General features: G+C 63.9%; 23 protein-coding genes. 10 read left to right on the forward strand and 13 right to left on the reverse strand.

The genetic code is table 11. The features are described 5' to 3' along the window. Nucleotides 1–2 precede the first annotated feature (2 nt). Nucleotides 3–1,157: an efflux RND transporter periplasmic adaptor subunit gene (locus B5T_RS02135; protein ID WP_051015434.1), complete on the reverse strand. Its 1,155-nt coding sequence runs from the start codon at nucleotides 1,155–1,157 to the stop codon at nucleotides 3–5. A 149-nt stretch (nucleotides 1,158–1,306) separates the two neighbouring features. Here B5T_RS02135 and B5T_RS02140 point away from each other — a divergent pair, with 149 nt between their 5' ends. Further along, nucleotides 1,307–1,939 (forward strand): TetR/AcrR family transcriptional regulator, encoded by a 633-nt coding sequence (locus B5T_RS02140; protein ID WP_014992807.1) that lies wholly within the window; start codon nucleotides 1,307–1,309, stop codon nucleotides 1,937–1,939. On the opposite strand, the gene B5T_RS02145 is transcribed toward B5T_RS02140, so the two are convergent. Both B5T_RS02145 and B5T_RS02150 read right to left on the reverse strand, forming a co-directional pair. Continuing rightward, the gene (locus tag B5T_RS02145) at nucleotides 1,927–3,657 is read right to left on the reverse strand and encodes a bifunctional protein-serine/threonine kinase/phosphatase (RefSeq protein WP_014992808.1); all 1,731 of its coding nucleotides are present in this window, start codon (nucleotides 3,655–3,657) and stop codon (nucleotides 1,927–1,929) included. The two genes, B5T_RS02140 and B5T_RS02145, sit on opposite strands and share 13 nt — an antisense overlap. Before the next feature lie 58 nt (nucleotides 3,658–3,715). After that, complete coding sequence (locus tag B5T_RS02150) at nucleotides 3,716–4,525, reverse strand: formate/nitrite transporter family protein (protein ID WP_041716720.1); 810 nt, start codon at nucleotides 4,523–4,525, stop codon at nucleotides 3,716–3,718. A 295-nt stretch (nucleotides 4,526–4,820) separates the two neighbouring features. Between B5T_RS02150 and B5T_RS02155 the strand changes: the two genes are divergently transcribed. The 3 genes from B5T_RS02155 to B5T_RS02165 all read left to right on the forward strand — a co-directional run bounded on the left by B5T_RS02155 (nucleotide 4,821) and on the right by B5T_RS02165 (nucleotide 6,702). Continuing rightward, nucleotides 4,821–5,372 carry a DedA family protein gene (locus B5T_RS02155; protein WP_014992810.1) on the forward strand — a complete coding sequence of 184 codons (552 nt, stop codon included), beginning with the start codon at nucleotides 4,821–4,823 and terminating at the stop codon, nucleotides 5,370–5,372. 155 nt (nucleotides 5,373–5,527) lie between these two features. After that, nucleotides 5,528–6,151 carry a glutathione S-transferase family protein gene (locus B5T_RS02160; RefSeq protein ID WP_014992811.1) on the forward strand — a complete coding sequence of 208 codons (624 nt, stop codon included), beginning with the start codon at nucleotides 5,528–5,530 and terminating at the stop codon, nucleotides 6,149–6,151. A gap of 41 nt (nucleotides 6,152–6,192) precedes the next feature. Next, a complete protein-coding gene (locus B5T_RS02165) occupies nucleotides 6,193–6,702 on the forward strand; it encodes a methylated-DNA--[protein]-cysteine S-methyltransferase (protein ID WP_041716722.1) in 510 nt (169 codons plus the stop codon). Here the strand turns inward: B5T_RS02165 and gcvA are convergent, their stop codons facing one another. After that, entirely contained in the window at nucleotides 6,703–7,596 is an 894-nt protein-coding gene (gcvA, locus tag B5T_RS02170) for a transcriptional regulator GcvA (protein WP_014992813.1), read from the reverse strand. It abuts the gene before it with no gap. A gap of 175 nt (nucleotides 7,597–7,771) precedes the next feature. On the opposite strand from gcvA, the gene alkA reads away from it, so the two are divergent. The 3 genes from alkA to B5T_RS02185 all read left to right on the forward strand — a co-directional run bounded on the left by alkA (nucleotide 7,772) and on the right by B5T_RS02185 (nucleotide 10,362). Continuing rightward, nucleotides 7,772–9,220: a DNA-3-methyladenine glycosylase 2 gene (gene alkA / locus B5T_RS02175; protein WP_041717237.1), complete on the forward strand. Its 1,449-nt coding sequence runs from the start codon at nucleotides 7,772–7,774 to the stop codon at nucleotides 9,218–9,220. Further along, the gene (locus B5T_RS02180; RefSeq protein WP_014992815.1) at nucleotides 9,217–9,717 is read left to right on the forward strand and encodes a methylated-DNA--[protein]-cysteine S-methyltransferase; all 501 of its coding nucleotides are present in this window, start codon (nucleotides 9,217–9,219) and stop codon (nucleotides 9,715–9,717) included. Before alkA ends, B5T_RS02180 begins: the two co-directional genes overlap by 4 nt. A 237-nt stretch (nucleotides 9,718–9,954) precedes the next feature. Continuing rightward, on the forward strand, nucleotides 9,955–10,362 hold the full coding sequence (locus tag B5T_RS02185; RefSeq protein WP_014992816.1) for a VOC family protein: 408 nt from the start codon (nucleotides 9,955–9,957) through the stop codon (nucleotides 10,360–10,362). Nucleotides 10,363–10,368: 6 nt separating this feature from the next. Here the strand turns inward: B5T_RS02185 and B5T_RS02190 are convergent, their stop codons facing one another. Next, entirely contained in the window at nucleotides 10,369–11,589 is a 1,221-nt protein-coding gene (locus B5T_RS02190) for an MFS transporter (protein ID WP_148279188.1), read from the reverse strand. A 287-nt stretch (nucleotides 11,590–11,876) separates the two neighbouring features. Then, complete coding sequence (locus B5T_RS02195) at nucleotides 11,877–12,605, reverse strand: lipopolysaccharide kinase InaA family protein (protein WP_014992818.1); 729 nt, start codon at nucleotides 12,603–12,605, stop codon at nucleotides 11,877–11,879. Nucleotides 12,606–12,806: 201 nt separating this feature from the next. Between B5T_RS02195 and B5T_RS02200 the strand changes: the two genes are divergently transcribed. Together B5T_RS02200 and B5T_RS02205 are read left to right on the forward strand one after the other, a co-directional pair. Next, on the forward strand, nucleotides 12,807–14,147 hold the full coding sequence (locus B5T_RS02200; RefSeq protein ID WP_014992819.1) for a DEAD/DEAH box helicase: 1,341 nt from the start codon (nucleotides 12,807–12,809) through the stop codon (nucleotides 14,145–14,147). Nucleotides 14,148–14,179: 32 nt separating this feature from the next. Beyond that, nucleotides 14,180–15,382, forward strand: coding sequence for a class I SAM-dependent rRNA methyltransferase (locus B5T_RS02205; RefSeq protein WP_014992820.1), 1,203 nt, complete (start codon nucleotides 14,180–14,182; stop codon nucleotides 15,380–15,382). A 226-nt stretch (nucleotides 15,383–15,608) separates the two neighbouring features. Here the strand turns inward: B5T_RS02205 and B5T_RS02210 are convergent, their stop codons facing one another. From B5T_RS02210 to B5T_RS02230, 5 genes are read right to left on the reverse strand one after another with little or no spacing between them, the layout of a single operon-like run. Continuing rightward, nucleotides 15,609–16,223, reverse strand: a complete 615-nt coding sequence (locus B5T_RS02210; RefSeq protein WP_014992821.1) for a LysE family translocator — start codon at nucleotides 16,221–16,223, stop codon at nucleotides 15,609–15,611. 52 nt (nucleotides 16,224–16,275) lie between these two features. Continuing rightward, nucleotides 16,276–16,698 carry a DUF411 domain-containing protein gene (locus B5T_RS02215; protein WP_014992822.1) on the reverse strand — a complete coding sequence of 141 codons (423 nt, stop codon included), beginning with the start codon at nucleotides 16,696–16,698 and terminating at the stop codon, nucleotides 16,276–16,278. Between the two features lie 26 nt (nucleotides 16,699–16,724). Further along, the gene (locus tag B5T_RS02220) at nucleotides 16,725–17,090 is read right to left on the reverse strand and encodes a cupredoxin domain-containing protein (protein WP_014992823.1); all 366 of its coding nucleotides are present in this window, start codon (nucleotides 17,088–17,090) and stop codon (nucleotides 16,725–16,727) included. Further along, the gene (locus tag B5T_RS02225; RefSeq protein ID WP_014992824.1) at nucleotides 17,087–17,746 is read right to left on the reverse strand and encodes a class I SAM-dependent methyltransferase; all 660 of its coding nucleotides are present in this window, start codon (nucleotides 17,744–17,746) and stop codon (nucleotides 17,087–17,089) included. Before B5T_RS02225 ends, B5T_RS02220 begins: the two co-directional genes overlap by 4 nt. After that, nucleotides 17,736–20,321 (reverse strand): heavy metal translocating P-type ATPase, encoded by a 2,586-nt coding sequence (locus B5T_RS02230; RefSeq protein WP_014992825.1) that lies wholly within the window; start codon nucleotides 20,319–20,321, stop codon nucleotides 17,736–17,738. Before B5T_RS02230 ends, B5T_RS02225 begins: the two co-directional genes overlap by 11 nt. 272 nt (nucleotides 20,322–20,593) lie before the next feature. On the opposite strand from B5T_RS02230, the gene B5T_RS02235 reads away from it, so the two are divergent. Next, nucleotides 20,594–21,181: a hypothetical protein gene (locus tag B5T_RS02235; protein WP_014992826.1), complete on the forward strand. Its 588-nt coding sequence runs from the start codon at nucleotides 20,594–20,596 to the stop codon at nucleotides 21,179–21,181. Nucleotides 21,182–21,347: 166 nt separating this feature from the next. Here B5T_RS02235 and B5T_RS22140 read toward each other — a convergent pair whose 3' ends face one another. Continuing rightward, entirely contained in the window at nucleotides 21,348–22,283 is a 936-nt protein-coding gene (locus tag B5T_RS22140; RefSeq protein ID WP_014992827.1) for a hypothetical protein, read from the reverse strand. Further along, on the reverse strand, nucleotides 22,280–22,942 hold the full coding sequence (locus B5T_RS02245; protein WP_014992828.1) for a histidinol-phosphatase: 663 nt from the start codon (nucleotides 22,940–22,942) through the stop codon (nucleotides 22,280–22,282). Before B5T_RS02245 ends, B5T_RS22140 begins: the two co-directional genes overlap by 4 nt. Between the last annotated feature and the right edge of the window lie 33 nt (nucleotides 22,943–22,975).

Here is a 22,975-nt window from a genome sequence, read left to right on the forward strand (position 1 = left end):
CCTCAGTGTCCCCCGTCGCCGAAGTCCACCTGCCGATTGCGACGATCCACCGGTTTCACGGTCTGGCCTTCGCGAAATAACTGGGCACCAGCGGCGACGATCCAGTCACCGGCTTCCAGGCCGGCCAGCACCGGCACCTCGTCTTCCTGGTAAGGCCCCACGCGGACGGGGGCTTTCACCAGGGTCTGGTCCGCCGGATTCACCTTCCAGACATAAGGGGCGCCTTCCTCGGCGGTGAGGGCGCTGAGCGGGATGCTCATGCGGGTGCCACCTTGTGGGAAGAATACCCGGGCGCTTTGTCCCAGATCGGCGGGCACGTCGTCACTGGTGAAAGCCACCCGCGCCGCGTAGGTGCGTAATTGCGGATCGGCGGACGGGGCGATCTCGCGGACCCGACCGTCATAATGGTCACCGGGCCGAGACCACAATTCCACTTTGACGTCCTGTTTGAGAGAAACCTGATTGACGCGGTTTTCCGGCAGATGGATCAGTACTTCACGATCGCCGTCGGCGGCCAGCGTGAACACGGTCTGACCGGCCGCCACCACCTGCCCGACTTCGACCTGGCGGCTCATGATGACCCCGTTCCGGGGCGCGTGCAGTTCGGCGTAACCGGCCTGGTTGCGGGCTACTTCCAGATCGGCGTGGGCCTGGCGCAGCTGTGCCGCGGCGGCTTCGAGCTGGCTGCTGACCGAATCGTACTGGGACTGGCTGATCACCTTGCGTTCCAGCAGGGTCTGGTAGCGTTTCTGCTCACTGAGCGCCAGATCATGGTCGGCCTTGGCGGCGGCCACCCGGGCGCGGGAAGCATCCAGCTGCAGGCGCACGTCGCGAGGGTCGATACGGGCCAGCGGCTGTCCCTTCTCCACCCGGTCTCCGACTTCCACCAAACGCTCGATCACCTTGCCGCCGACCTGGAACGCCAGATCGGGCTCGTAGCGGGCGCGGACCTCGCCGGCGAAGCTGTCATGGCCGGCGCGGGTGCTGTCCGGCTGGACCACCAGAGCGGTGCTGATAGTGTGCTCGGTGGTGGTGGCATCACCGCTGCAGCCGCCAAGCGCGCTGGTAAGCAGGGTGCCAAGAAACAGCAGGGGCAGGCCCGAAGCGCCCACGCGGTGAGTGGGTAAGTGCGATGTGGATCGATTGCGGCGAGTCATGGAACACCTTATCCCTTGTTGGTACCCCCGGGCGGGAAAGAGCGCCTGCGGATAGCAGTAACAACAACGTCGTTATTTTGTCGGTTGAATGGTAAACTCGCCGGTATAGTAAAATTAGTGAACTCGCCAGTCCACCATTTGTTGAGATCATGTCGAACAATCTGACCCGCAGCGGCCCGGGCCGCCCCAAAGACCCCGTCAAACGCGACGCCATCATGGCCGCCGCCACCACCCTGTTTCTGGAACAGGGGTATTCCGGCACCAGCATGGATGCCATTGCCGCCGCTGCCGGTGTCTCCAAACTCACGGTTTACAGTCACTTCAAGGACAAGGAGGCGCTGTTCGCCGCCGCGGTGGAGATCAAATGCCAGGGACAGATGCCCTTGCCGATCTTCCATTTCGACGAGAGCCAGTCGCTGGAACAGGTATTGCTGCGCATCGCCCGCTCCTTCCATGAACTGGTGACCCAGGATGATGCGGTCAATCTGATGCGGCTGATGGCGGCTCAGGCCGGGCAGGACCAGACCATGGCCCGGTTGTTCTTCGAGGTGGGACCGCAAAAGACGCTGCTGGATATGGAGCGGCTGCTGGCGGAGCTGGACCGGCGCGGATTATTGCGGGTGACGGAGCCGGATCGCGCCGCCGATCATTTCTTTTCCCTGATCAAGGGCTGCCATGAGATGCAGGTGCTGATCGGTTGCGGCGAACCGATGACGGCGGAGGACGCCGAAGCCCATATCACCGATGTGGTGGCCATGTTCCTGCGCGCTTATGCGCCATAGAGACGCACGGCGAGCAGCACCACCAGCAGTGCCAGCACGGCACTGACGCTCTGCCAGAAACGCACCGGATGGCGCTCCATCAGCGGTGCCCGGATGGGATGCGCCAGACCCGGATTGGGATGGCGCAGGTCATGGATAAATTCCGATAACTCCCGATAACGCTTGTCCGGATGCGGATGCACCGCCTTGCGCAGGGTTCCGTCCACCCAAGCCGGCAGATCACGGTCGTCGCGCAGGGCACTGCGATAGCGGAGCCGGTTCTGCGCGGCCCGGGTCCGGCACTGGGACACGGCGGTGCCGTAGGGCAAATCCCCGGTCAGCAGTTGATAGGTGATGACACCGAGGGAAAACAAATCAGAGGCGGTATCGCCCGGTTCTCCGAGAAAGTACTCCGGCGCCATGTAAGGCAAGGTGCCTTGCGGCGCTTCCCGGTCCCGGGGCGGGGCCAGCTCCGCCAGCCCGGCCACGCGGGCGGCGCCGAAGTCGATCAGGGTGACGGTGCCGTTGGCGTCGACCATCACGTTCTCCGGGCGCAGGTCCTGGTGCAGCATCTCCCGCCGATGAAAGGCGTACAGCGCGCGGGCGATCTGTTCCACCAGATCCCGAACCGTTTCCAGCGAAGGGTTGGGGTGGTCGCGCATCCACTGAGTCAGGGTTTTCCCGTCCACATAGTCCGTCACGGTGTACAGGTAACGACGTTGCCGTTGCCTTGGCGGCGCCTTGAGAACATGGGGATGATCGATGCGATGGGCGATCCATTCCTCCATCATGAACCGTTCCAGAAAGGCGCGATCAGCGGCGCGGTCGATGGCCGGGGTTTTCAGTACCACGGTGGTGCCGCTGTCCAGATCCTCCGCCAGATAGACATGGCTGCGGCTGCTCGCATGCAGCTCCCGCAGAATACGGTAGCCGTCGAATTCCATGCGAACCTGCAACTCCGGCGGTAGCGGCAGATCGTCAAGGCGGCCGGACAAGGCGGAGGGCTCCGCCCGCGGCAACCGGTCGACGCGCAGTACCTGCACGGTCAGGTTATCCTCGCTGCCGCGTTCGTAGGCCAGCGCCGCCAGGGTCTTTGCCGCCTGTTGCGGATCGGTTTGCGAGGCCAGAGTGCTGATCAGGGTGTCGGCATCCAGATACTCGTGGACGCCGTCGGTGGCCAGCACGAACCAGTCCCCTTCCGTTACCGGCATGCTGAGATGATCGATTTCCGCGCGGGCGTTCATGCCCAGCGCCCGGCTCAGGTAACTCTGCTCTTGTGACACCCACAACCGGTGATCTTCGGTGAGCTGTTCCAGGACGCCATTACTCAGCCGATACAGGCGGGCATCACCCAGATGGAAGCAATGGGCGCTGTCCCCCTTGATCACCAGAGCGGTAAAAGTGCATACGTAGCCCCGGTCCAGGTCATAACGGTATTGGCTTTGGCGGGTTTGCGCGTGCAGCCAGGCATTGGTGGCATTGATCACCCGTTGCGCGGATTGCCGTACCGACCAGGTCTCCGGGGTGCTGAAGTAGTCTTCGAGAAAGCTGCTGACCGCGGTTTCCGAGGCGATGTGACTGACGTTGCTGCTGCCGATGCCATCGGCCAGCGCCAGCACCAGCCCCTTGCTGGTCAGCGGCATTCCCTCGGGAATCAGCGCGCCGTGGAAATCTTGATTGACGGCTTTGCGGCCTTTGTCGGAGTACTGTCCCAGGGATACCTGAAGGGAGGAAGGCATGGTGTTGGGCGCCCCGTCCGTGGCCGGAGCGCGGTCCTTTCGGTTGCTGCTCCCGGGATTACAGGGAACGTTTCGGCGCGGTGCGCACATGGGTGGTATAGAGAGTCAGACCGGTGAAGGCGAGGCCGCCCACCAGGTTGCCCAGCGCTGTGGGAATTTCGTTCCAGATAAAGTAGTCCGCCACTGAGAAATCGCCGCCCATCAGCATGGCGCAGGGGAACAGGAACATGTTCACCACCGAGTGCTCGAAGCCCATGTAGAAGAACAGAAAGATCGGCATCCACATGGCGATCACCTTGCCGGAAACATTGGTGGAAATCATCGCGCCCACCACGCCCATGGACACCATCCAGTTGCACAGCATGCCGCGAATGAAAATGGTGATCCAGCCGGCCAGGCCATACTCGGCATAGCCGAGGGTACGGGATTCACCAATGGCCGCCAGCTTTTCGCCCACGGCGCCTGGCTCCGTGTTGAAGCCGTAGGTAAGAATGAACGACATCATGAACGCCACGGTGAGCGCGCCGGCGAAGTTGCCCAGGAACACGAGGCCCCAATTCTTCAGCACGCGGTTGCCGGTCACTCCCGGGCGCCGGTCCAGCAGCGCCAGCGGGGTCAGCATGAACACGCCGGTCAGGAGGTCGAACCCCATCAGATAGAGCATGCAGAAGCCGACGGGGAACAACAGGGCCCCGATCAGGGGGTTGCCAGTTTGCACCGTGATGGTTACCGCCATGGCCGCCGCCAGGGCGAGGATGGCGCCAGCCATGTAGGCACGGATCAAAGTGTCGCGGGTGGCCATGTAAATCTTCGATTCACCGGCATCCACCATTTTGGTGACGAATTCGGAAGGCACTAGGTAAGACATGGTCGCACTCTCTGGATCATCAAGGTTTGCGGAAAGCCCTTAAAAGCGTCGTTCTATTGCTAGGGAAGGGAGCAGCAAGAACCGCACCAGGAGAGCAGAGAAATCATTAACTATTTGATATAAAAGGAGTTTATTGTTTTGGTGGTAGTGGCGACCCAGATCCGGTTCGAAAGTATGGCGCCATTGTGGTGCATTGGCCCGGGTCCGTTTTGGTGCTTTACCGGAAGGCGTGTCGTTAATTGTGCGGTATCGGCAATCGGGGTAGGCTGCCGGCTTCCCCCTGCCGGCCTTCACCATGCTTCAACACTTCCTGGAACACTTTGGCTATCCCGCCCTGTTCGTGGGGACCTTTCTGGAAGGCGAGACGATTCTGGTACTGGCGGGGTTCCTGGCGTTCCATGACTATCTGCGTCTGGACCTGGTGATATTCACCGCTTTCGCCGGTGCTTTTTGCGGCGATCAGCTCTGGTTTCTGCTCGGGCGTCACCATGGCCGGCGGTTGTTGCGACGCAAGGCGCGCTGGGAAGCGGCGGGGGAAAAAGCCTTGGGTCTGGTGCGGCGCCACCCGGATCTGTGGGTGCTGGGTTTCCGTTTCGTCTATGGCCTGCGTACGGTGATGCCGGTGGTGATCGGCCTGTCCGGCTATCCGCCGCGCCGGTATTTGCTGTTCAATGCCCTGGGCGCCGCGATCTGGGCAACGGCACTGGGCTTCGCCGCCTTCCATTTCGGCACCCTGCTGGAAGGGCTGCTTGGCCATCTGAAACGCTACGAGTTTTATGTGTTGGGGGGCCTGCTTCTGATCGGTGTGCTGATGTGGCTGTGGCGCCATTTTCGCGCACCTCGCTGACACGCGATTCGCCGCCCTCAGCGGTGGGACATCCATGGTCCACGAACCGCTTTAGTCTTTCTATACCCTGAGCTCAGTACATATCGTTTTCCCCGAGCCCGCGGTCTGGCTACCTTGCGATTCTGGTTTTCCTGACAGAGAAGCGAGCCTGCCCCATGATCACTGTATTCACGGATTCTTCCCCCAACGGCTTCAAGGTCACCATTGCTCTTGAAGAGCTGGGGCTGCCTTATGCGCTGGAACAGGTCAATCTTCATGCTGGCGAGCATCGCCAATCGTCTTTCCTGGCGATGAACCCCCATGGCCGGATTCCCGTCCTGCGTGATGAGCAAACCGGAGTGACGCTTTTTGAGTCCTCGGCGATCCTGTTGTATCTGGCGGAAAAAACCGGGCGCCTGCTGCCGGAGGCGTTGACGGCCCGTTGGGAAGCGATCAAATGGCTGCAGTTTCATTCCGCCAGCATGGGGCCGATACTGGGACAGCGCGTGCATTTCGAGTTGTTCGCGCCGACCCGGTTGCGCGAGGCTATTGATCGTTACCGGAGCTTGAGCGAGGAAGCCTTCGCCACGCTGGACCGGCATCTGAGTAGCCGGGTCTTTCTGGCTGGCGACAGCTATTCCATCGCCGATATCGCCACTTTCGGCTGGACGCATATCGCCGTGATTTGCGGCTTCGGATTCGAGCACCATCGCCATTTGACACGCTGGCATGATGCCGTGGCGCGGCGGCCGGCGGTAGGGCGTGGCGTGATGCTGCCGGCACCGGCCACCGGGCCGTGATGTTTATTCAATATCAAGAACAGGTTCCAGGGTGATCAGGTATGACGTACAGGGCTGATGTGTTAGCCACGCCGCTGGGGCCGATGATTGCCCTGGTTGATGAGCAAGGTGCTCTGGTGCGTCTGGAGTTCGTTGATGGGCAGCATCATCCGGCCAGTGTGCATTGGCGCGGCCTGTCCTATGTTCAGGATGCGGCGGCTGTCCGTCCTGTGGCGGAGCAACTGGACGCTTATTTCGCTGAGCAATTGACGGATTTCGACGTGCCGCTGGCGCCCCTGGGTAACGCTTTTCTGCAAGAGGCCTGGCGCCATCTGCGGCGAGTGCCCTACGGCACCACCATCTCCTATGGCGAGTTGGCAACACGGCTGCCCCGGCCCACTTCGGCGCGGGCTATTGGCCGTGCCAATGCGGTCAATCCGATCGCCATTATTGTCCCTTGTCACCGGGTGATTGGTGCCGACGGCAGCCTTACCGGCTACGCTGGCGGGATCGAACGCAAGCAGGCGTTGCTTGAGTTGGAGTGCGCGCTGCCGCAGCGGAGTTTGTTGTGATCAGTCCTCGCCGCACGATGCCTCCTGTGCCAGCCATTCTCTGAAGAGTGTCATGGCCGGCTTTTCCTGCACCGAAGACGGCCACACCAGATAATAGGCGAAATCCGATGGCCAGGGCTGATCCAGAGCCAGTACCAGCCGGCCGGCATCGATTTCCGCCCGGGCATGCACATCCCGGATCAAAGCGAGACCCTGCCCGGCCTCCGCCGCCCGGATCAGCAGCAGCTCGTCATTGAATGCGGGTCCCCGGTCGGCGTGGGTCGGTTCGCTCACCCCCAGTGCTTTCAGCCACAGCACCCAGTCCGCCCGGTTGCTGTTTTGCAGTAGTGGGAAGGCCAGACAGTCGGCGGGTTCCTGGATCAGTGGTCCCCGGGCCAACAGGGCGGGGCTGGCCACCGGCACCAGCACCGACGCCATCAGGCGCAGGCATGCCAGTCCGGGGTAATCGCCCAGGCCGTGACGGATCGCCACGTCCACCCGGTCACGCTGAAAGTGGATCAGATCGGATGAGGCCTCCACGCGAACATCGATATCCGGGTGACGCTCGGTGAAGCGGCCGAGACGGGGCACCAGCCAGGAGGCGGCAAAGGACGGCGTGGTGCTCACGGTCAGTGTTTGCCGGGCGTTCCGGGCTTCCAGGCTGCCCAGGCTGCGTTCGATCTGTTCGAAGGCCTGGAGCAGGGCGGGATGAACCTGTTCGCCGGCTTCGGTGAGCTGCATGCCCTGGCGGGTTCGGATAAACAGAGGCGCGCCGATCCGCTCCTCCAACTGTTTCAGTTGCTGACTGACCGCGCCGGGCGTAACCCCCATCACCCCGGCGGCGCGCTTGACGCTGCCATGCCGTCCAATTTCAGTAAAGGCGCGTAGGGCCAGTAACGGCAGAACCGCACTCATGATTTAGTTTGCCTATGCCTGATGTTTGAGACAGATCGGGGCAATGCCCTTCCACCTAATGGAGTCTCCCTCTTTTGGTACCATTTTGGAATTTAGTTTTTCTGAATAAAAAACAAAAATCTCCAGGTCCGAAAAGGGCGAGTAGCGGACGGCACCGGGGGGTATGATCGGTTCCATGTGGATTGACGATGATCAGTGTTATCAGGCCCTTCGCACCCGCGATGTTCGTTTCGACGGGCGCTTTTTCGTGGCGGTGTCCTCCACCGGCGTGTACTGCCGGCCGGTGTGTCCGGCGCGTCTGCCGAAGCGGGAGAACTGCCGTTTCTTCGCCAGCGCCGCGGCGGCGGAATCCGAAGGCTACCGTCCTTGTCTGCGCTGCCGGCCGGAACTGGCGCCGGGGGATGCCAGCGTGGACGCGAACCGCCGCCTGGCCAGACAGGCGGCGGAATATCTGGATGCCGGGGCGGGCGATGGGGAATCGCTGACGACTCTGGCGGAACGGCTTGGCGTCACCGATCGCCATTTGCGCCGGGCTTTCCACTCCGAATTCGGCGTGGCGCCGGTGGAATACGTGCAAACCCGGCGCTTATTGCTGGCCCGGCGTCTGTTGCGCGACACCGGCCTGACCATTACCGAGGTGGCGCTGGCCGCCGGTTTCAACAGTTTGCGGCGCTTCAACACCCTGTTCCGGGGGCGTTATGGGCAGCCGCCCTCGGCATGGCGACGGGCCGCGTCAGGGCGTCGCACCAGCGACGGCGAATTGGTCTTTCATTTGAGCTATCGGCCGCCCTTTGATTGGGAGGCGCTGCGCGATTTTCTCGCCGCCCGGGCCATTCCCGGAGTGGAAGGCATGGAGCGGGGACAATACCGGCGTACCGCGTTGATCCGGCGTGGCGACAAAGTTCACCGTGGCTGGCTGACCGTGGCGCCGGGGCCGCGCAACGGACTCACGGTGACGTTGTCCGAGTCTCTGGCACCGGTGGTGCCGGAGGTGTTGGTTCGCTTGCGCCGGCTGTTCGATCTGGACGCCCAGCCGGCGCTGGTGGCGCAACGGCTGGGTTCGCTGGCGGCGGCGCGGCCGGGGCTGCGGGTGCCGGGGGCCTTCGATGGTTTCGAAGCGGCGGTGCGCGCGGTGCTGGGACAACAGATCACGGTCAAGGCGGCGCGAACTCTGGCCGGTCGGGTGGCGGCGTCACTGGGCGAGCCGCTGGACACGCCGTTCGAGGATCTGACCACCACCTTCCCGGAGGCCGCCGTGGTGGCCGCCGCCGAGGCGGAGACGCTGGGATTGCTGGGCATCATTCGCGCCCGGGTGAAGGCGATCCAGGCGCTGGCCGCTGCCTGTGCCGAGGATCCCATGCTGCTGTCGCCGGCGGCGGATGTGGAGCGTACCCTGACCGAGCTCAAGGCTCTGCCCGGCATTGGTGACTGGACCGCCCAATATCTGGCGATGCGGGCGCTGTCCTGGCCGGATGCGTTTCCCGCCGCCGACCTTGGCGTGCTCAAGGCGTTGGGGGAGACTTCGGCGGTGGCGGTGAGACGGCGGGCGGAGGCCTGGCGCCCCTGGCGCGCTTATGCGGTGATGCATCTTTGGTTCGGTGGCCAGGAGGACAAGACCCCATGATCGAGTATCACGCTTTACCCACATCCCTGGGCGCGTTGTTGCTGGCGGCGGAAGACGACGCGCTGGTAGGCGCTTGGTTCGAAGGGCAGAAATACCATCCTGACCCGCGTCCCTGGCGGCACAATCCGGCTCATCCACTGCTGGTGACCGCCGCGAATCAGGTGCGCGCCTACTTCAGCGGGGAGCGCCGCGATTTCGATTTGCCGCTGGCGCCACGCGGGACCGAATTTCAGCGCCAGGTCTGGGGCGCCCTGAGGGAAATCCGTTGTGGGAACACCTCCACCTATGGCGAATTGGCGCACCGGCTCGGCCGGCCCCGGGCGGTACGGGCGGTGGGGGCCGCAGTGGGCCGCAACCCCTGCTCGGTGATTATCCCATGTCACCGGGTGCTGGGAGCGAATGGCAGCCTGACCGGCTATGCTGGCGGCATCGATCGCAAGGCCCGGCTGCTGGCACTGGAGGGCGGCGTACCCAACAACGGCTCCCTGTTTGATTGACCACGGCCGCAGGTTGATTCGCGAGCAAGCTCGGCTCCCACAGCGGCTTCGTAGCCCACTTTGTGGGAGCCGAGCTTGCTCGCGAATACAGCGCCCATGGTGGACCCACGAAAGCATCGCGGAGAACCGCTTGGACAGCGACTGAACCTATTTGTCGAAATCCCCAGCCGCGAGACGACTAGCGATGAACAGCGGCTCTGGCCGTCTTTTTCACCAGCACCTTGAGAGGTCCCGATCATGTCCAAAATGATTTTCGTCAACCTGCCCGTGGCGGATCTGCCCGCGTCCATGGCGTTCTACGACGCGCTGGGTTTCGAGAACAATCCGCATTTCACCGATGACACCGCCGCGTGCATGGTCTGGAGCGAGTCGATCCACGTCATGCTGCTCACCCATGACAAGTGGCGCTCATTCACCCAGAGGCCGATTCCGCCCGCCACCGCCAGTGAAGTGATGCTGGCGCTCAGCCTTGACAGTCGCGAGGACGTGGACGCCATGAACGACACCGCCGCCGCCCAGGGTGGCACCGCCGATATCAATCCGGTCCAGGATCTGGGGTTCATGTACAACCGCAACCTGGCGGACCCGGACGGCCATGTCTGGGAAGCGTTCTGGATGGACCCGTCGGCGATCCCCGGTGAATAACCGGATTCAGTCGGCCAGGCCGGCACAGGTTTGCGGGGGCATCTGCTGGTAACGGCGGCTGCGATGCCCCAGGTAAACGCCCAGGGCCAACACCACCGAGGTGGCGGCGAAAGTAGCCCGAAAGCCGCCGCTCCACTCAATGATCAGTGAGGCGGCGGCCGGGCCGATCAACTGGCCGACGGCGTAGAACAGGGTGACGAAACTCACCGCCACGGCGGCCTGATGGGGCGCCACGGTTTCGGTGGAGGCGGCCAGGATGGAAGTGAACAGGCCGGAGATGCACAGGCCCAGAATCAGGAAGTGGGCGACGAACATGGGTTGTACCGGCCACAGCACCGGCAGGGCGGTGCCCACCAGGGACAGCGTCATCGCCAGCACCAGACTGTTGGAATAGCCCAGCCGGTCCGCCAGGCCGCCCCACAGCGGACCGGTGAACACGGACATGATGCCCATCATCGACACCAGATGACCGGTGGTCAGTGCCGGTACTCCGGACTCCAGAGCATAGCTGTACATGAACGTGGTTTGCACGATGTAGGTAAGGCCCTGCACACCGTACACCAGTCCAACCGTGATCACGTGAGGATTGCGGAACACCGGCAAATCCTTGGCGCGGACCTTGGGGCTGGCGCTGGCGGACCGATCCAGAGGATTGCGCAGAATCAGCATCGACATGACCAGCACCGCCAGCCCGCCCGCGGCGAACAGCAGCCAGACGTCGCGCCAGCCCTGGTCGGCGCTGCGTTCGGTCATGGCCGGCACGATCAGGCCGACCAGCAGCATGCCCAGCCCCACGCCACTGTTGGCGAAGCCGATCACCGCGCCGCGCCGGTGCGGGAAAGTGTTGGCCAGCAGCGAGATCAAAGGGGTGTAGCCGAAGGCCGTGCCCATGCCCAGTACCAGCATCAACAGCAGGATCGGCACGAAGTCACTGGCGTGGGCGAGGCCGAAGAAGCCGCCGGTCACCAGCATGAGTCCGAGTACCACCGAAGTCTTGCCGCCGAAGCGGGCAGCGAACACACCGGCCACCATCACCAGCAGCAGATAACCGAGGGCGTTCACCGTGCTCAGGTTCGCCGCCTGGGCATTGCTCAGCCCCAGGCCGTCGCGCATGGCCGGCAGCACCAGGCCATAGCTGAGACGGGCAAACACCAGGATGGCGATAGTGCACAAAGCCCCGTTGATCACCATCAAGGCGAAGGGCGGGCGGCGGCGGAAAAACGGCATGGTGGCCTCGGATTGATCTGATGTTGTTGTTCGTGCTCCCGGCTCGTCACCTCCGGTCGGGGTGGACGGATCAAGGCGCTTGCCATATTGGCTGCATTTGAGTGTAGCCCAACAACCGGTGGCGGGCATACTGGTTGGTTTGATGGTCTATAAAATCAGAAGTCGCCACAAGGCCGCTGTAGGCGCTTGCCTGCAAGCGAATTTTTGGGTCCTGGAACCCGATTCGCTTGCAGGGCAAGCTCCTACAGCGGCTTCGTAGTGCGGTTTGTGGGAAGCGAATGGCGTGCTTATTCCCGGCCCTGGAAGAACCGTAGCACCTTGCGGATTCTGCGACGGTCCGCGTCATTGAGTCGGGAGTGGCCGGTATAGCGCAGATAAAAACGCAGGCGTTGCGTCCGGCTGAGAGTGTGTTTGGCGACTTTGTCCAGGCAGGCGAGATCCTTGATCACGCGGTAGTGCAGGAACGGGCCGAACCAGAAGCGGCCGGCGGGGCAATCGATGAAGAACACCCGGGGCGGGGTGCCGGTAACCAGAATATTGCGCCACTTCATATCGCCGTGGCAGAAGCCCCGGGCATGCATGACACGCAGGCCGTCGGCGACCTGGTCGGACACCGTGGCCACCCAGGCCCGATCCCGCAGGCAGGCGGCGCCGGAGCGGGCCAGGGTGGCGAGATCGGTACTGTCGGGGATGCCCACGGTGATCAGGGCACCCTGATGAAAGCGGCCCAGACGCCGGCGGAAACCGGCGCCGACCACCTCCGGTACCGGCAGCCCCCAGCGACGGAACAGATCCAGGTTACGCCATTCCCGTTGCACTCGTGGGGTGCCGATCCAGTTGTGCAGGTGACCGCCGCCGTTGCGGTACCGTTTGACGAAGAAGGTCCGCTCGCCACGGTGCAGGCGCACCACGTCTCCCATGGGGCCGTCCGAGACCACTTGCCCCTGGAGTTGAAACACGGCGTCCAGACCGTCGAAAGCGTGTTGGTCCGGGGCGCTTTTGACCCACCATCTCATGGCTATGCCCGTTCCCTTCTATAAAAAGGTCTCGCCCGAAAGCAGCGTCTATTGTAACGCCGCATACCGGGAAAATCCGGCGCTGACGGGGCGGGCTCTCGCGGACACGGCAAAACCCCCTTAAAGCGGGCGCAAATCCGTTACACTACGCCTCTTGGCCCGACCGCTGGCGGGTGGGTATCGATGCGAGGAGAGAATGGCATGACGGGGTTCGCCGAACTGGGGCTGCATGAGCGCCTGCTTAAGGGGATAGAGGCGTGCTCGATGGAGACGCCCACGGAAGTGCAGAGCGAGGCGATTCCGCAGGCGCTGGCCGGACACGATCTGCGTGTCACCGCCCGCACCGGCAGTGGCAAGACCGCCGCCTTCGCGCTGCCGTTGCTGCAGCATCTGTTGCTGGAACCCAAGCCGCTGGCCGGCACCCGTGCTCTGATTCTGTCTCCCACCCGGGAGCTGGCCAGCCAGTTGCAGAAGCAAGTGCAGGCGCTGGCGGGATTCACCTTCATCCAGTCCGAAGTGGTCACCGGCGGCGAGGATTTCAAAGTCCAGGCGGCCCGCATTCGCAAGAATCCGGAGATTCTGGTCGGCACGCCGGGGCGCCTGCTGGAACAGTTGGAGGCGGGGAATCTGGCCCTGGCGGATCTGGCGGTGCTGGTGATCGATGAAGCCGACCGCATGCTCGACCTTGGCTTTGGCGAGGATGTCAGCCGTCTGGCCGCGGCCTGTCCGGAGCAGCGCCACACCTGGCTGTTCTCCGCCACCCCGGGGGACGCCAACATGGAGCGCCTGGTGCGCGGTGTGCTGCGTGAGCCCCGAGTCCTGGCGTTGCATACCGTCCGCGAAATTCATCATGGCATTCGCCAGCAGGTGATCACCGCCGACGACGCGGCGCACAAGGAGCGTCTCACCCAATGGCTGTTGGCCCATGAGACCTACGCCAAGGCCATGGTGTTCACCAATACCCGGGTGCAGGCGGATCGCCTCGGCGGGGTGTTGCGCGCCACGGCTCGCAACAAGGTTTATGTGCTGCACGGTGAGAAAGCGCAGAAAGACCGCAAACAGGCCATGGACCGGTTGCGCAACGGCGATGTGGATATCCTGGTGGCCACCGACGTGGCCGCCCGGGGCCTGGATGTCTCCGGTCTGGACCTGGTGATCAACTTCGACATGCCGCGCAGCGGTGACGATTACGTCCATCGCATTGGCCGTACCGGCCGGCTTGGTGGCGAGGGGTTGGCGGTATCGCTGGTGAGTGCCAGCGAGTGGAATTTGATGGCGAGCATCCAGCGTTATCTCGATCAGCAGTTCGAGTTCCGCCTCATCGAGCCCCTCAAGGCCCGCTATCAAGGGCCGAAGAAACGGCGCGCCGATGGCCGTGCGGTGGGCAGCAAAAGCAAAAAGCTGAAACGTAAGGCCGCCGCCAAAAGCGGCACGAAGAAGGTGAAGAAAGCCTCCGGAGCCCGCGGTAAGGCGAAACCCGCCGCCCAGGAACTCAAAGGCGGTCACGCCACCCTCAAGCGCAAACCCCGTTCCCAAGACTGATTTGCGGTCCATAGTCTTTTTAAGGTGCTGTCATGAGTGAATCGACCCCGGTGATCCGGTTGAAGAAAAACGAGGAACGCCGGCTCAAGGCCGGGCACGAGTGGATTTACGCCAATGAGATCGACACCCGCGAGCAGCCGTTGAAAACCCTGCCCGCCGGCGGCGCCTGCGTGGTGGAGGATCACCGTGGCAAAGTGCTGGGGCGGGCATTGCTCAGCCCCAACTCCCTGATCGCCGCGCGCCTGTACAGCCGCGATATCCGTCAGGAACCCAGTAAGAGTTTCTTCAAGAAGCGCATTGCCGAAGCTCTGGCGATGCGCGAGACCCTGTTCGCTGAACCCTTCTATCGGCTGATTTACGGCGAGGCCGACGGCCTGCCGGGGCTGGTGGTGGATCGTTTCGGCGATACCCTGGTGCTGCAGTGTGGTACCGCCGGCATGGAAGCGTATCTGCAATTGGTGGTGGAAGCCCTGGACGCGGTGCTGGAGCCGGCTTGCATCGTTGTCAAAAACGACGCCTCCGTGCGCGCCCTGGAGGGTCTGCCCATTTATGTGCGGGCGGAGAAGGGCGAACTGCCGACGGTTTTGTCGCTGCGCGAGAACGGGGTGGACTTTCAGGCGCCACTGGCGGAAGGGCAGAAAACCGGTTGGTTCTTCGATCACCGTGCCGCCCGGGCGCGCATGGCGCCACTGGCGAAGGGCGCGCGGGTGCTGGATGTCTTTTCCTACTGCGGTGGCTGGGGTGTGCAGGCGGCGGTGGCCGGGGCTGGAGAAGTGACCTGTATAGACAGCTCCTCCACGGCGCTGGATTTCGTGCACGCCAATGCCGAGCGCAACGGTGTGGCGGATAAAATGCGGACCCTGGAAGGCGATGCCACCGCCGCCATGAAGCAATTGGTGAGCGACGGCGAAAAGTTCGATCTGGTGGTGCTGGACCCGCCGGCATTCGTCAAGCGGCGCAAGGATTTCAAGAACGGTCTGGCCGGCTATCACGCCATCAATGAGTTGGCGGTGCGGCTGGTGAAACCCGGTGGTTACTTTGTGTCGGCGTCCTGTTCCATGTTGCTGCCAGCGGAGAAGCTGCTGGATGTGGTGCGCGCCAGCGCCCGCCACATCGACCGGCGTCTACAAGTGATTGGCTATGAAGGGCAGGGGGCGGATCACCCGATTCATCCGTCGATACCGGAAACCGCTTATTTGAAGAGCTGGTTCAGCCGGGTGCTGTTCAAGGTCTGAGGCCGGACATACCGACCGGCGCATGAATTTACATGTTGCCACGAAGCCGCTGTGGGAGGCTTGCTTGCAAGCGAATGTCCCAAACGTCGGAGGGCGGAATTCGCCAGCAAGCTGGCTCCCACAGGCCCTGCCACGAAGCCGCTGTGGGAGCTTGCCTGCAAGCGAATGCCCAACGCCGGAGGGCCGTATTCGCCAGCAGGCTGGCTCCCACTGGCGGACATTGGAGTCATAAAGCAATCCGCGCCAGCACCGCCAAGGCCAGTCCCGCCAGAATCAGCGTGGTTCCTCTTTCCAGCCAGTCGTGGTGACGCGCCAGCCAGGCCGGCGCCGGTCCCCGCGCCAGGACCAACGCGAACAGACTGTACCAGGCACCGTCGATGACCACGGCGGTGGTGGCCATCTGGATCCGCGCCGGGGTGCCCATATCCGCCTCGATGAACTGGCTGAATAACGCCAGGAAGAACAGAGCCACCTTGGGGTTCAGCAACGCGATGAGGAAACCGTCGCGGGCGGCACCGCGGGTGGCTTGTACCTCGGCTTCGGGAGCCGGTCCGGCGGCGGCGCGCCAGCTTTTCCAGGCCAGCCACAACAGGAACAGCGCCCCGGCCGCCGAGATCAGGGTTTCCAGCCAGGGGAAGCGGTGCAGCAGCGCCGCCAGTCCCGCCACCGAGGCCGCGGCGTAGACGGCGATGCCACCGGCGTGGGCCAGACCGGCGGTGACCCCGCCGCGCGCACCGCTCAGCACGGTGTGGCGGGTCACCACCGCCAGACTGGCGCCCGGCGTCATCGCGCCGAGCAGACACACCGCCGCGAGAATCAGCCAGGAGTGAAGATCCAACATGCTATCGGCCCCGATGGCAAAGAGGGCATTTCAGTGCGCCGGGGCCTTGCCGTCAATATTGCGCGTAGACCTCGGTACCCTTTTCATCGAACAGCAGCACCTCATAGGGATCCTGGCGATCGCCCATTTCCATACCGGGAGAGCCAATCGGCATGGCCGGCACGGTCAGGCCAACGGCCTCGGGCCGCTCTTCCAGCAGGCGTTTTACTTCCTTGGCCGGCACATGGCCCTCGATGGTATAGCCATCGATAAAGGCAGTATGGCAGGAACCCAGTCCCGCCCGCAGCCCGGCTTTTTCCTTGATCGGCTGCAGGTTGTGGGTTTCGTGCACCTTCACATCGAAACCGTTTTCGCGCATGTGTTCCACCCATTTGATGCAACAGCCACAGGTGGGGGATTTGTACACCTCCAGGCTGGCGGCGGAGGCGGCCATGCTGGCCAGGGTAAGGGCGGCGCCCAGCAGTAGTTTTTTCATGGTGCGGTTCCTTTTCTCATAAAACATTAGTCGTTGACGATCAATGTACCCTGGTACATCTGCATCTGGCAGGTAAAACGGTATTCACCTGGCCGCTCCGGGGTCAGCGTTACGGTGGTGGCTTTGCCGGTGTCGAGAAATTCAGAGACGCCGAGCTCATGGAAGATTACTTGCTCCGCGCACGGACTCGGGTCCCGGCGCAGGAAGCGCAGCGTCAGCGGCTGCCCGGCCCGGGCCTGAATCACCGACGGTTCGTAGACACCGTTGTCCACCACAATATCCAGCGGCGCGTCACCGGCGCGCTTGGCCGGGCCACGACCGGATAGCCAGAACCACCAGACGATCAGGGCCATCAGCAACAGCCCGCCGAGATTGATTAGCCAGGTTGTCATTCGCTTGTCTCCGCTTTGTCGCCCACCACCACCAGACGTTCCTTATCCATCATCTGGCCGAGTACATTGAGGGTCTCTTCCCGGGCCTGCTCCAGGCGTACGGAATGGAACCCCGCCGCTTCCAGGGCCGCGACCAGATCAGGGCCGTCATACAGGGCGAAACCGTGTTCGAACACCGGCAGTTCCCGCATGCTGGCGCGGCTGCGCAGACCCAGGGCACAGCGCCCGCCGGGAGCGAGCAGCGCATGGATGCGTTCCAGTGCCGGCGCCAGCGGCTGCCAGAAATAAACCACGTTCACCGCCACCACCCGGTCCATGCTGCCTTCCGCCAGGGGCGGGGCCAGCAGATCGCCGAGCAGGAAACGGGCGTGGCCTTTTTCCACCCAGTCATGATTGGCGGCCCGTGCTTCACGGACCATCAGCGGGGACAGGTCCAGGCCGGTGTAATCGAGCCCCGGCCGGTCCCGCAACAAGGCCGCCACATGACCGCCGCCGCCGGGGCCGATTTCCAGTACCCGCTGGCCGGCGCGGCAATCGAGGGCGGCATAAGCCGCCTCGATCACTTCGGCGTTGCGCTGGTCCATGCTGGAGGCCACTTTGAGTCCGTCGTCGTCGTGGGGGCAGCGCAGTTGCGCCGCCAGCTGTTCAGGATTCACCACGGGTCTCCTCGTTGCCGCGGGATGCGCCACGGGGCCGAAACAAACGCAGCCGGTTGGCGTTGGTGACCACCGTCACCGAGCTCAGTGACATGGCGGCGCCGGCGATCACCGGGCTGAGCAGCCAGCCGGTGAAGGGATAAAGAATACCCGCCGCCACCGGTACGCCGAGCGTGTTATAGGCAAAGGCGCCGAACAGATTCTGCTTGATGTTGCGCACGGTGGCCCGGGAAATCGCCATGGCGTCCGCCACGCCGTGCAGCGAGCCGCCCATCAGAGTGATGGCGGCGGACTCGATGGCCACATCGGTGCCGGTACCGATGGCGAAGCCCACGTCCGCCTGGGCCAGCGCCGGAGCGTCGTTGATGCCGTCGCCGACCATGGCCACCTTGCGGCCCTCACCCTGCAGACGCTTGACCTCGCGGGCCTTGTCCTCGGGCAGCACCTCGGCCAGCACCTTGTCCACCCCCGCCTGGCGGGCAACGGCCTCGGCACTGGTGCGCACGTCCCCGGTGATCATCACCACGGTGAGGCCGAGGTCGTGCAGGCGTTGAATGGCGGCCCGGGAATCCTGTTTGATCGGGTCGGCGACGCCGATCACGCCCAGCAGCTGCTGATCCCGCGCCAGGAACAGCGGCGTGGCGCCATCCCGGCCCAGCGCTTCCGCCTGCTCTTGCAGGCCGCCGGCCACGCCTTCCTGATCCAGCCAGCGGCGGTTGCCGAGCCGGAGCAGGGCGCCGTCCAGGCGGGCGCTGACGCCCTTGCCGTTGTGGGCCTGGAAATCGGTGACCGCTTCGGTTCGCAGGCCGCGTTCTTCGGCGGTGGCGAGGATGGCCCGCGCCAGCGGATGTTCCGATCCGGTTTCCAGAGACGCCGCCAGTGTCAGCAAGGTGGCCTCGCTTTCACCGTCGATGGCGTGTACGCCGGTCACCGCCGGATGCCCCTCGGTGATGGTGCCGGTTTTATCCAGCACAATGGTGTCCAGGTCCCCGGCGGTTTGCAGGGCCTCGCCCTGGCGGATCAGGATGCCGGCCTCCGCCGCCTTGCCGACCCCGACCATCACCGACATCGGCGTGGCCAGCCCCAGGGCGCAGGGGCAGGCAATGATCAGCACGGTGGTGGCGGCCACCATCATATGCACGATGCGCGGGTCCGGCCCCAGGTTGTACCAGGCCAGAGCCGAGGCCACCGCGATCAGCAGGATGGTGGGCACGAACACCGCCGAGATACGGTCCGCCAGGCGTCCGATGGGCGGTTTGGCGCCCTGGGCTTTTTTCACCAGGGCGATGATCTGCGCCAGGGCGGTATCCCGTCCCACCCGGGTGGCGCGATAGATCAGAGTGCCGCTGTCGTTGACGGTGCCGGCGGCGACGGTGTCGCCGGGGCCTTTGCTCACCGGCATCGGTTCCCCGGTGAGCATGGACTCGTCCAGGCGGCTTTCGCCTTCCTCCACTTCGCCGTCCACGGCGATTTTCTCGCCGGGGCGGACGTGCAACAGATCGCCGGCCTGTACCGATTCCACCGGTATGTCCCGTTCGTCGCCGTCACGGATCACCCGGGCGGTGCGGGCACCCAGGTCCAGCAGCCGGCGTACCGCCTCACTGGTCTTGCCACGGGCGCGCATCTCCAGGGCCTGGCCCAGGTTGATCAGGCCGATGATCATGGCGCTGGCCTCGAAATAAACGTGGCGCGCCGCCTCCGGCAGCCAATCCGGGAACAGCACCACCACCATGGAATAGGCCCAGGCCGCGCCGGTGCCCAGCGCGATCAGGGTGTCCATGTTGGCGTTGTGGTGGCGGCCCGCTTTCCAGGCGCCGATGAAGAAATGCCGCCCGGACCAGGCCAACACGCCGAGGGTGACCAGGCCCACCGCCAGCCAACCCCACTGACTGGCGGTGCCCGCCGTCACCATCATGGTGCCGCCGGCCAGTCCCCATGCCATCAGCGGGATACCCACCGCCAGGCCGATCACGGTGTGGCGGATCAACTCGCGGTAATGCGCTTGTTCCTGCTCGTCCCGTTGCTGGTCGGCCCGTTGTTCGTCCTCGATCACGCTGGCGCCATAGCCGGCCGCTTTCACCGCCTCTATCAGGGCCTGGGGGTCGGCGCCGCCGGCCACCCGGGCGGTGCGATCGGCCAGGTTCATACTGGCGTCGTGCACACCGGCCACCCCGCTCAGTGCGGACTCGATGGTGCGCACACAGGAGGCGCAGGTGGCGCCGGTGATCGCCAGCAGATGCTCGCCAGCACCCTGAGGGGTGTCCCCGTGCCCGGCAGTGGCGCCATGGTGGTGATCGTCGCGGCTGTCACCGCTGGCCTGCGACGGCTGGCCCGGGGCTTCGATAGGACACTCGGGCGCGGATTCTTCCGGAGGGGGGGTGTCCACCCCGTAGCCGCTTTCCAGCAGCGCCTCGCGCAGGGCGTCGCCGTCGGCGTTGCCGCTGACGGTCACTGTTTGTTGCTCCAGATCAACCTCGGCGCCGGAGACCCCGGGTACCGTCAGCAGGGCGGTGCGGATCTTGCGGGCGCAGCCCTGGCAGGTAGCGCCCTGAATCGGCAGAGTCTGTTCATTCATGGGATAGTCCTCCATGGACAGCACTATCCAAGCTTGGGGTAACCCCAGGGTCAAGAAGGAAACGCTTCGAGCCGACAGCCTTTTCCCTCACAACGGCATAGCGCACCGGATTTAAATCGCAAACTTTTATAAAAGCGTCATAAAACAACGACTGCCCCATGGCGGGGCAGCGGCCCCGGGTGCACCATGGGCGCACTATTTAGGCTGGGTGACGGGCCAACCTGTATCAGGCGGCGCCCGCGTTGTTCGACCGGTTAAAGAGGACCTGAATCATGAAAAAGACGTTGATGTTTTCCGCGCTTGCCGCTGCCACTCTGACTGGCAATGCGCTGGCCCAGAACGCGCCGGTGCGCGATAACGGTTTTTCCTATACCTACGGCCAGCTCGGCTACGATCGTTGGGATTATGACAATGGCCTGGACGTCGACGCACTGACCGCGGAAGGGGCCTTCGCTCTGGATGAGCACGTCTTCCTGCGTGGTGGCGTGAGCTTCTATGATGGTGACTACAACCGCTCCCGTTGGGACGACGACGTGGATGGCCATCGCATGTACATCGGTGCCGGCATGCATACCCCGCTGAACCGGGGTCTGGATCTGGAACTGATGGGTGATGTGATTTACGACGACAACGACTTCGACGATGAGATGGGTTATGCCCTGCGCGCGGGTCTGCGTCACCGCACCCTGGACATGGTGGAGCTGTCCGGTGGCGTGGTTTACGAGGACATCTATGACGACCAGTTCGGTGTCTATGGCCAGGGCCTGCTGAATATCACCCCGGCGGTGGATGTGGGGGCCCGCATCACCCTCGCCGATGATGTGGATACCTTCGGCGTTTTCGGCCGCTATAACTTCTAAGCAGCACGCTGACCGCTTTCTCACCGAGGAGGCTACGAAGCCGCGGTGGGAAGCGGCCTTGGCCGCGAATGGTTTTCCCTGCCGTTGGCGATTCGCTTGCAAGCAAGCTTCCCACAGCGGCTGCGTAGCAAAAACTGTGGGAGCCAGCTTGCTGGCGAATACGGCCCTAGGGCTCGCCCTGATCGCCGTTCAGCCAACGGCTGATCGGTGCCCACTGTCCGCTTTCACTGGCTTGTTGCAGGGCCTTCCTGAAGCCCGCTTTTTGTTTCTCCAGCGCCTCTCGCAAGGGGGCCAGATCGTCGCCGTTCAGTTGTGCCAGAGCGGCTTCCGGTAAGGTCTCGCGCACTATCGCCAGGCTTTCCCCGGGCGCCATCCGATCCCCTTCCGCTGTCTCGCCTTTCGAATCCGCTGTCCAGCGGCGCGCCTGACGCAATCGCCGGTCCAGCAACTTCAGGCCACAGCGCAATTCCGCGGCGCTGACACCGTTGGCGTCCTGTAGCGGCGTCAGATCGTCCATCAGCAGGGTGCCGGCCACGCGCACATAATCGTGGCGGCGCTGCGTGATCGGGCTGCCGGTATCGAACTCCGAGACCGCCCGGGGCGAGCCGTCACCGTTGTGCAGTAGCAGCCATAGTGGCTGGAATCCCAGGCTCACCTCGCCGGGCGCGGCCATCCGGTGCTGTTCCAACAAGGTATCGCGGCGGATGGGCAGGGCCTGGTCGTTAACGATGCCGGACTCCGGCCAGCTTGGCGTGGCATCCACGTAAGCCGGGTAGAGCGGCCAGTCGTCCACGCGTTCCAGAGATGACAGCTGGTCCCGGCCACAGGCGCGGGTGGCCAGCACCAGCCAGAACTGGTTGGTGGTGCGGTACAACGCTCGCCACTGCCTGGTCAGCGTGGCCAGGGTCTGATCATTGGCGCCGGTGGTGAAAGCCTCCAGTGCCTGTCGCCAGGCCTCGAGGGCCGGCGTCAGCGCCTGGTCCGCCTGGCTGTCCAGTGTGTCCACCAGAGGCGCGCGCGCCGGCTCCGTCGCCTGTTCCGACGGCTCGTTGCAGCTGGCCAGGGACAGCGCTGTCAGCACCAGCAGAGCCGCTTTCCTCATTGGCTCCGCCGCAGCGAAATGATCGGCCAGTCCCGTTCACGGGCCGCTGCCGCCAGCGTGTCGTCCGGGTCCACGGCCACCGGATGGGCGACCTCGCCCAGCAGGGGCAGATCATTGTGGGAATCGCTGTAGAACCAGCTGCCGTCCAGGGACTCGTGGTGTTCCTCCAGCCATTGATGCAGGCGCTTGACCTTGCCGCCCTGATAGCAGGGGATCCCCGCCACCCTGCCGGTGTAGCCCTGGTCGGTCTTTTCCGCCCGGGTGGCCAGCAGATGCGGCACGCCCAGCCGTTCGGCGATGGGGGCGGTGATGAAATCGTTGGTGGCGGTAATGATCATCAGGGTATGGCCCTGATCGCGGTGCTTTTGCAGCAACGCTTCGGCCGCCGGCAGCCACAGGTTCTGGACCACGTCCTTCATGTATTGCTCACGCCAGGCGTGGAGCTGCTCCAGAGGGCGGCCCACCAGTTCACCGAGCACGAATTCCTGGTAGGCGATGATGTCCAGAGTGCCGTCCAGGTAGTCCTGATAAAAGCGATCATTGGCGGCCTGGTAGGCGGCGGCGTCCACCAGGGACTGACTTACCAGCCATTCCCCCCACTGATGATCGGAGTCGCCGGCGATAAGGGTGTTGTCCAGGTCAAAGATGGCCAGAGTCATGCTGGATCCCATGAAAGAGAGAGAGAAAGATTG

The sequence above is a fragment of the Alloalcanivorax dieselolei B5 genome, assembly GCF_000300005.1.
Classification (GTDB): Bacteria; Pseudomonadota; Gammaproteobacteria; order Pseudomonadales; family Alcanivoracaceae; genus Alloalcanivorax; species Alloalcanivorax dieselolei.

Coding starts and splice junctions, on each gene's coding strand:
- B5T_RS02165 (WP_041716722.1), top strand. CDS start 6,193: ATGACGTACAGGGCTGATGTGTTAGCCACGCCGCTGGGGCCGATGATT.
- alkA (WP_041717237.1), top strand. CDS start 7,772: ATGTGGATTGACGATGATCAGTGTTATCAGGCCCTTCGCACCCGCGAT.
- B5T_RS22140 (WP_014992827.1), bottom strand. CDS start 22,283: ATGAGGAAAGCGGCTCTGCTGGTGCTGACAGCGCTGTCCCTGGCCAGC.
- B5T_RS02140 (WP_014992807.1), top strand. CDS start 1,307: ATGTCGAACAATCTGACCCGCAGCGGCCCGGGCCGCCCCAAAGACCCC.
- B5T_RS02245 (WP_014992828.1), bottom strand. CDS start 22,942: ATGACTCTGGCCATCTTTGACCTGGACAACACCCTTATCGCCGGCGAC.
- B5T_RS02135 (WP_051015434.1), bottom strand. CDS start 1,157: ATGACTCGCCGCAATCGATCCACATCGCACTTACCCACTCACCGCGTG.
- B5T_RS02190 (WP_148279188.1), bottom strand. CDS start 11,589: ATGCCGTTTTTCCGCCGCCGCCCGCCCTTCGCCTTGATGGTGATCAAC.
- B5T_RS02145 (WP_014992808.1), bottom strand. CDS start 3,657: ATGCCTTCCTCCCTTCAGGTATCCCTGGGACAGTACTCCGACAAAGGC.
- B5T_RS02155 (WP_014992810.1), top strand. CDS start 4,821: ATGCTTCAACACTTCCTGGAACACTTTGGCTATCCCGCCCTGTTCGTG.
- B5T_RS02210 (WP_014992821.1), bottom strand. CDS start 16,223: ATGTTGGATCTTCACTCCTGGCTGATTCTCGCGGCGGTGTGTCTGCTC.
- B5T_RS02215 (WP_014992822.1), bottom strand. CDS start 16,698: ATGAAAAAACTACTGCTGGGCGCCGCCCTTACCCTGGCCAGCATGGCC.
- B5T_RS02185 (WP_014992816.1), top strand. CDS start 9,955: ATGTCCAAAATGATTTTCGTCAACCTGCCCGTGGCGGATCTGCCCGCG.
- B5T_RS02230 (WP_014992825.1), bottom strand. CDS start 20,321: ATGAATGAACAGACTCTGCCGATTCAGGGCGCTACCTGCCAGGGCTGC.
- B5T_RS02160 (WP_014992811.1), top strand. CDS start 5,528: ATGATCACTGTATTCACGGATTCTTCCCCCAACGGCTTCAAGGTCACC.
- B5T_RS02180 (WP_014992815.1), top strand. CDS start 9,217: ATGATCGAGTATCACGCTTTACCCACATCCCTGGGCGCGTTGTTGCTG.
- B5T_RS02205 (WP_014992820.1), top strand. CDS start 14,180: ATGAGTGAATCGACCCCGGTGATCCGGTTGAAGAAAAACGAGGAACGC.
- B5T_RS02195 (WP_014992818.1), bottom strand. CDS start 12,605: ATGAGATGGTGGGTCAAAAGCGCCCCGGACCAACACGCTTTCGACGGT.
- B5T_RS02150 (WP_041716720.1), bottom strand. CDS start 4,525: ATGTCTTACCTAGTGCCTTCCGAATTCGTCACCAAAATGGTGGATGCC.
- gcvA (WP_014992813.1), bottom strand. CDS start 7,596: ATGAGTGCGGTTCTGCCGTTACTGGCCCTACGCGCCTTTACTGAAATT.
- B5T_RS02220 (WP_014992823.1), bottom strand. CDS start 17,090: ATGACAACCTGGCTAATCAATCTCGGCGGGCTGTTGCTGATGGCCCTG.
- B5T_RS02200 (WP_014992819.1), top strand. CDS start 12,807: ATGACGGGGTTCGCCGAACTGGGGCTGCATGAGCGCCTGCTTAAGGGG.
- B5T_RS02235 (WP_014992826.1), top strand. CDS start 20,594: ATGAAAAAGACGTTGATGTTTTCCGCGCTTGCCGCTGCCACTCTGACT.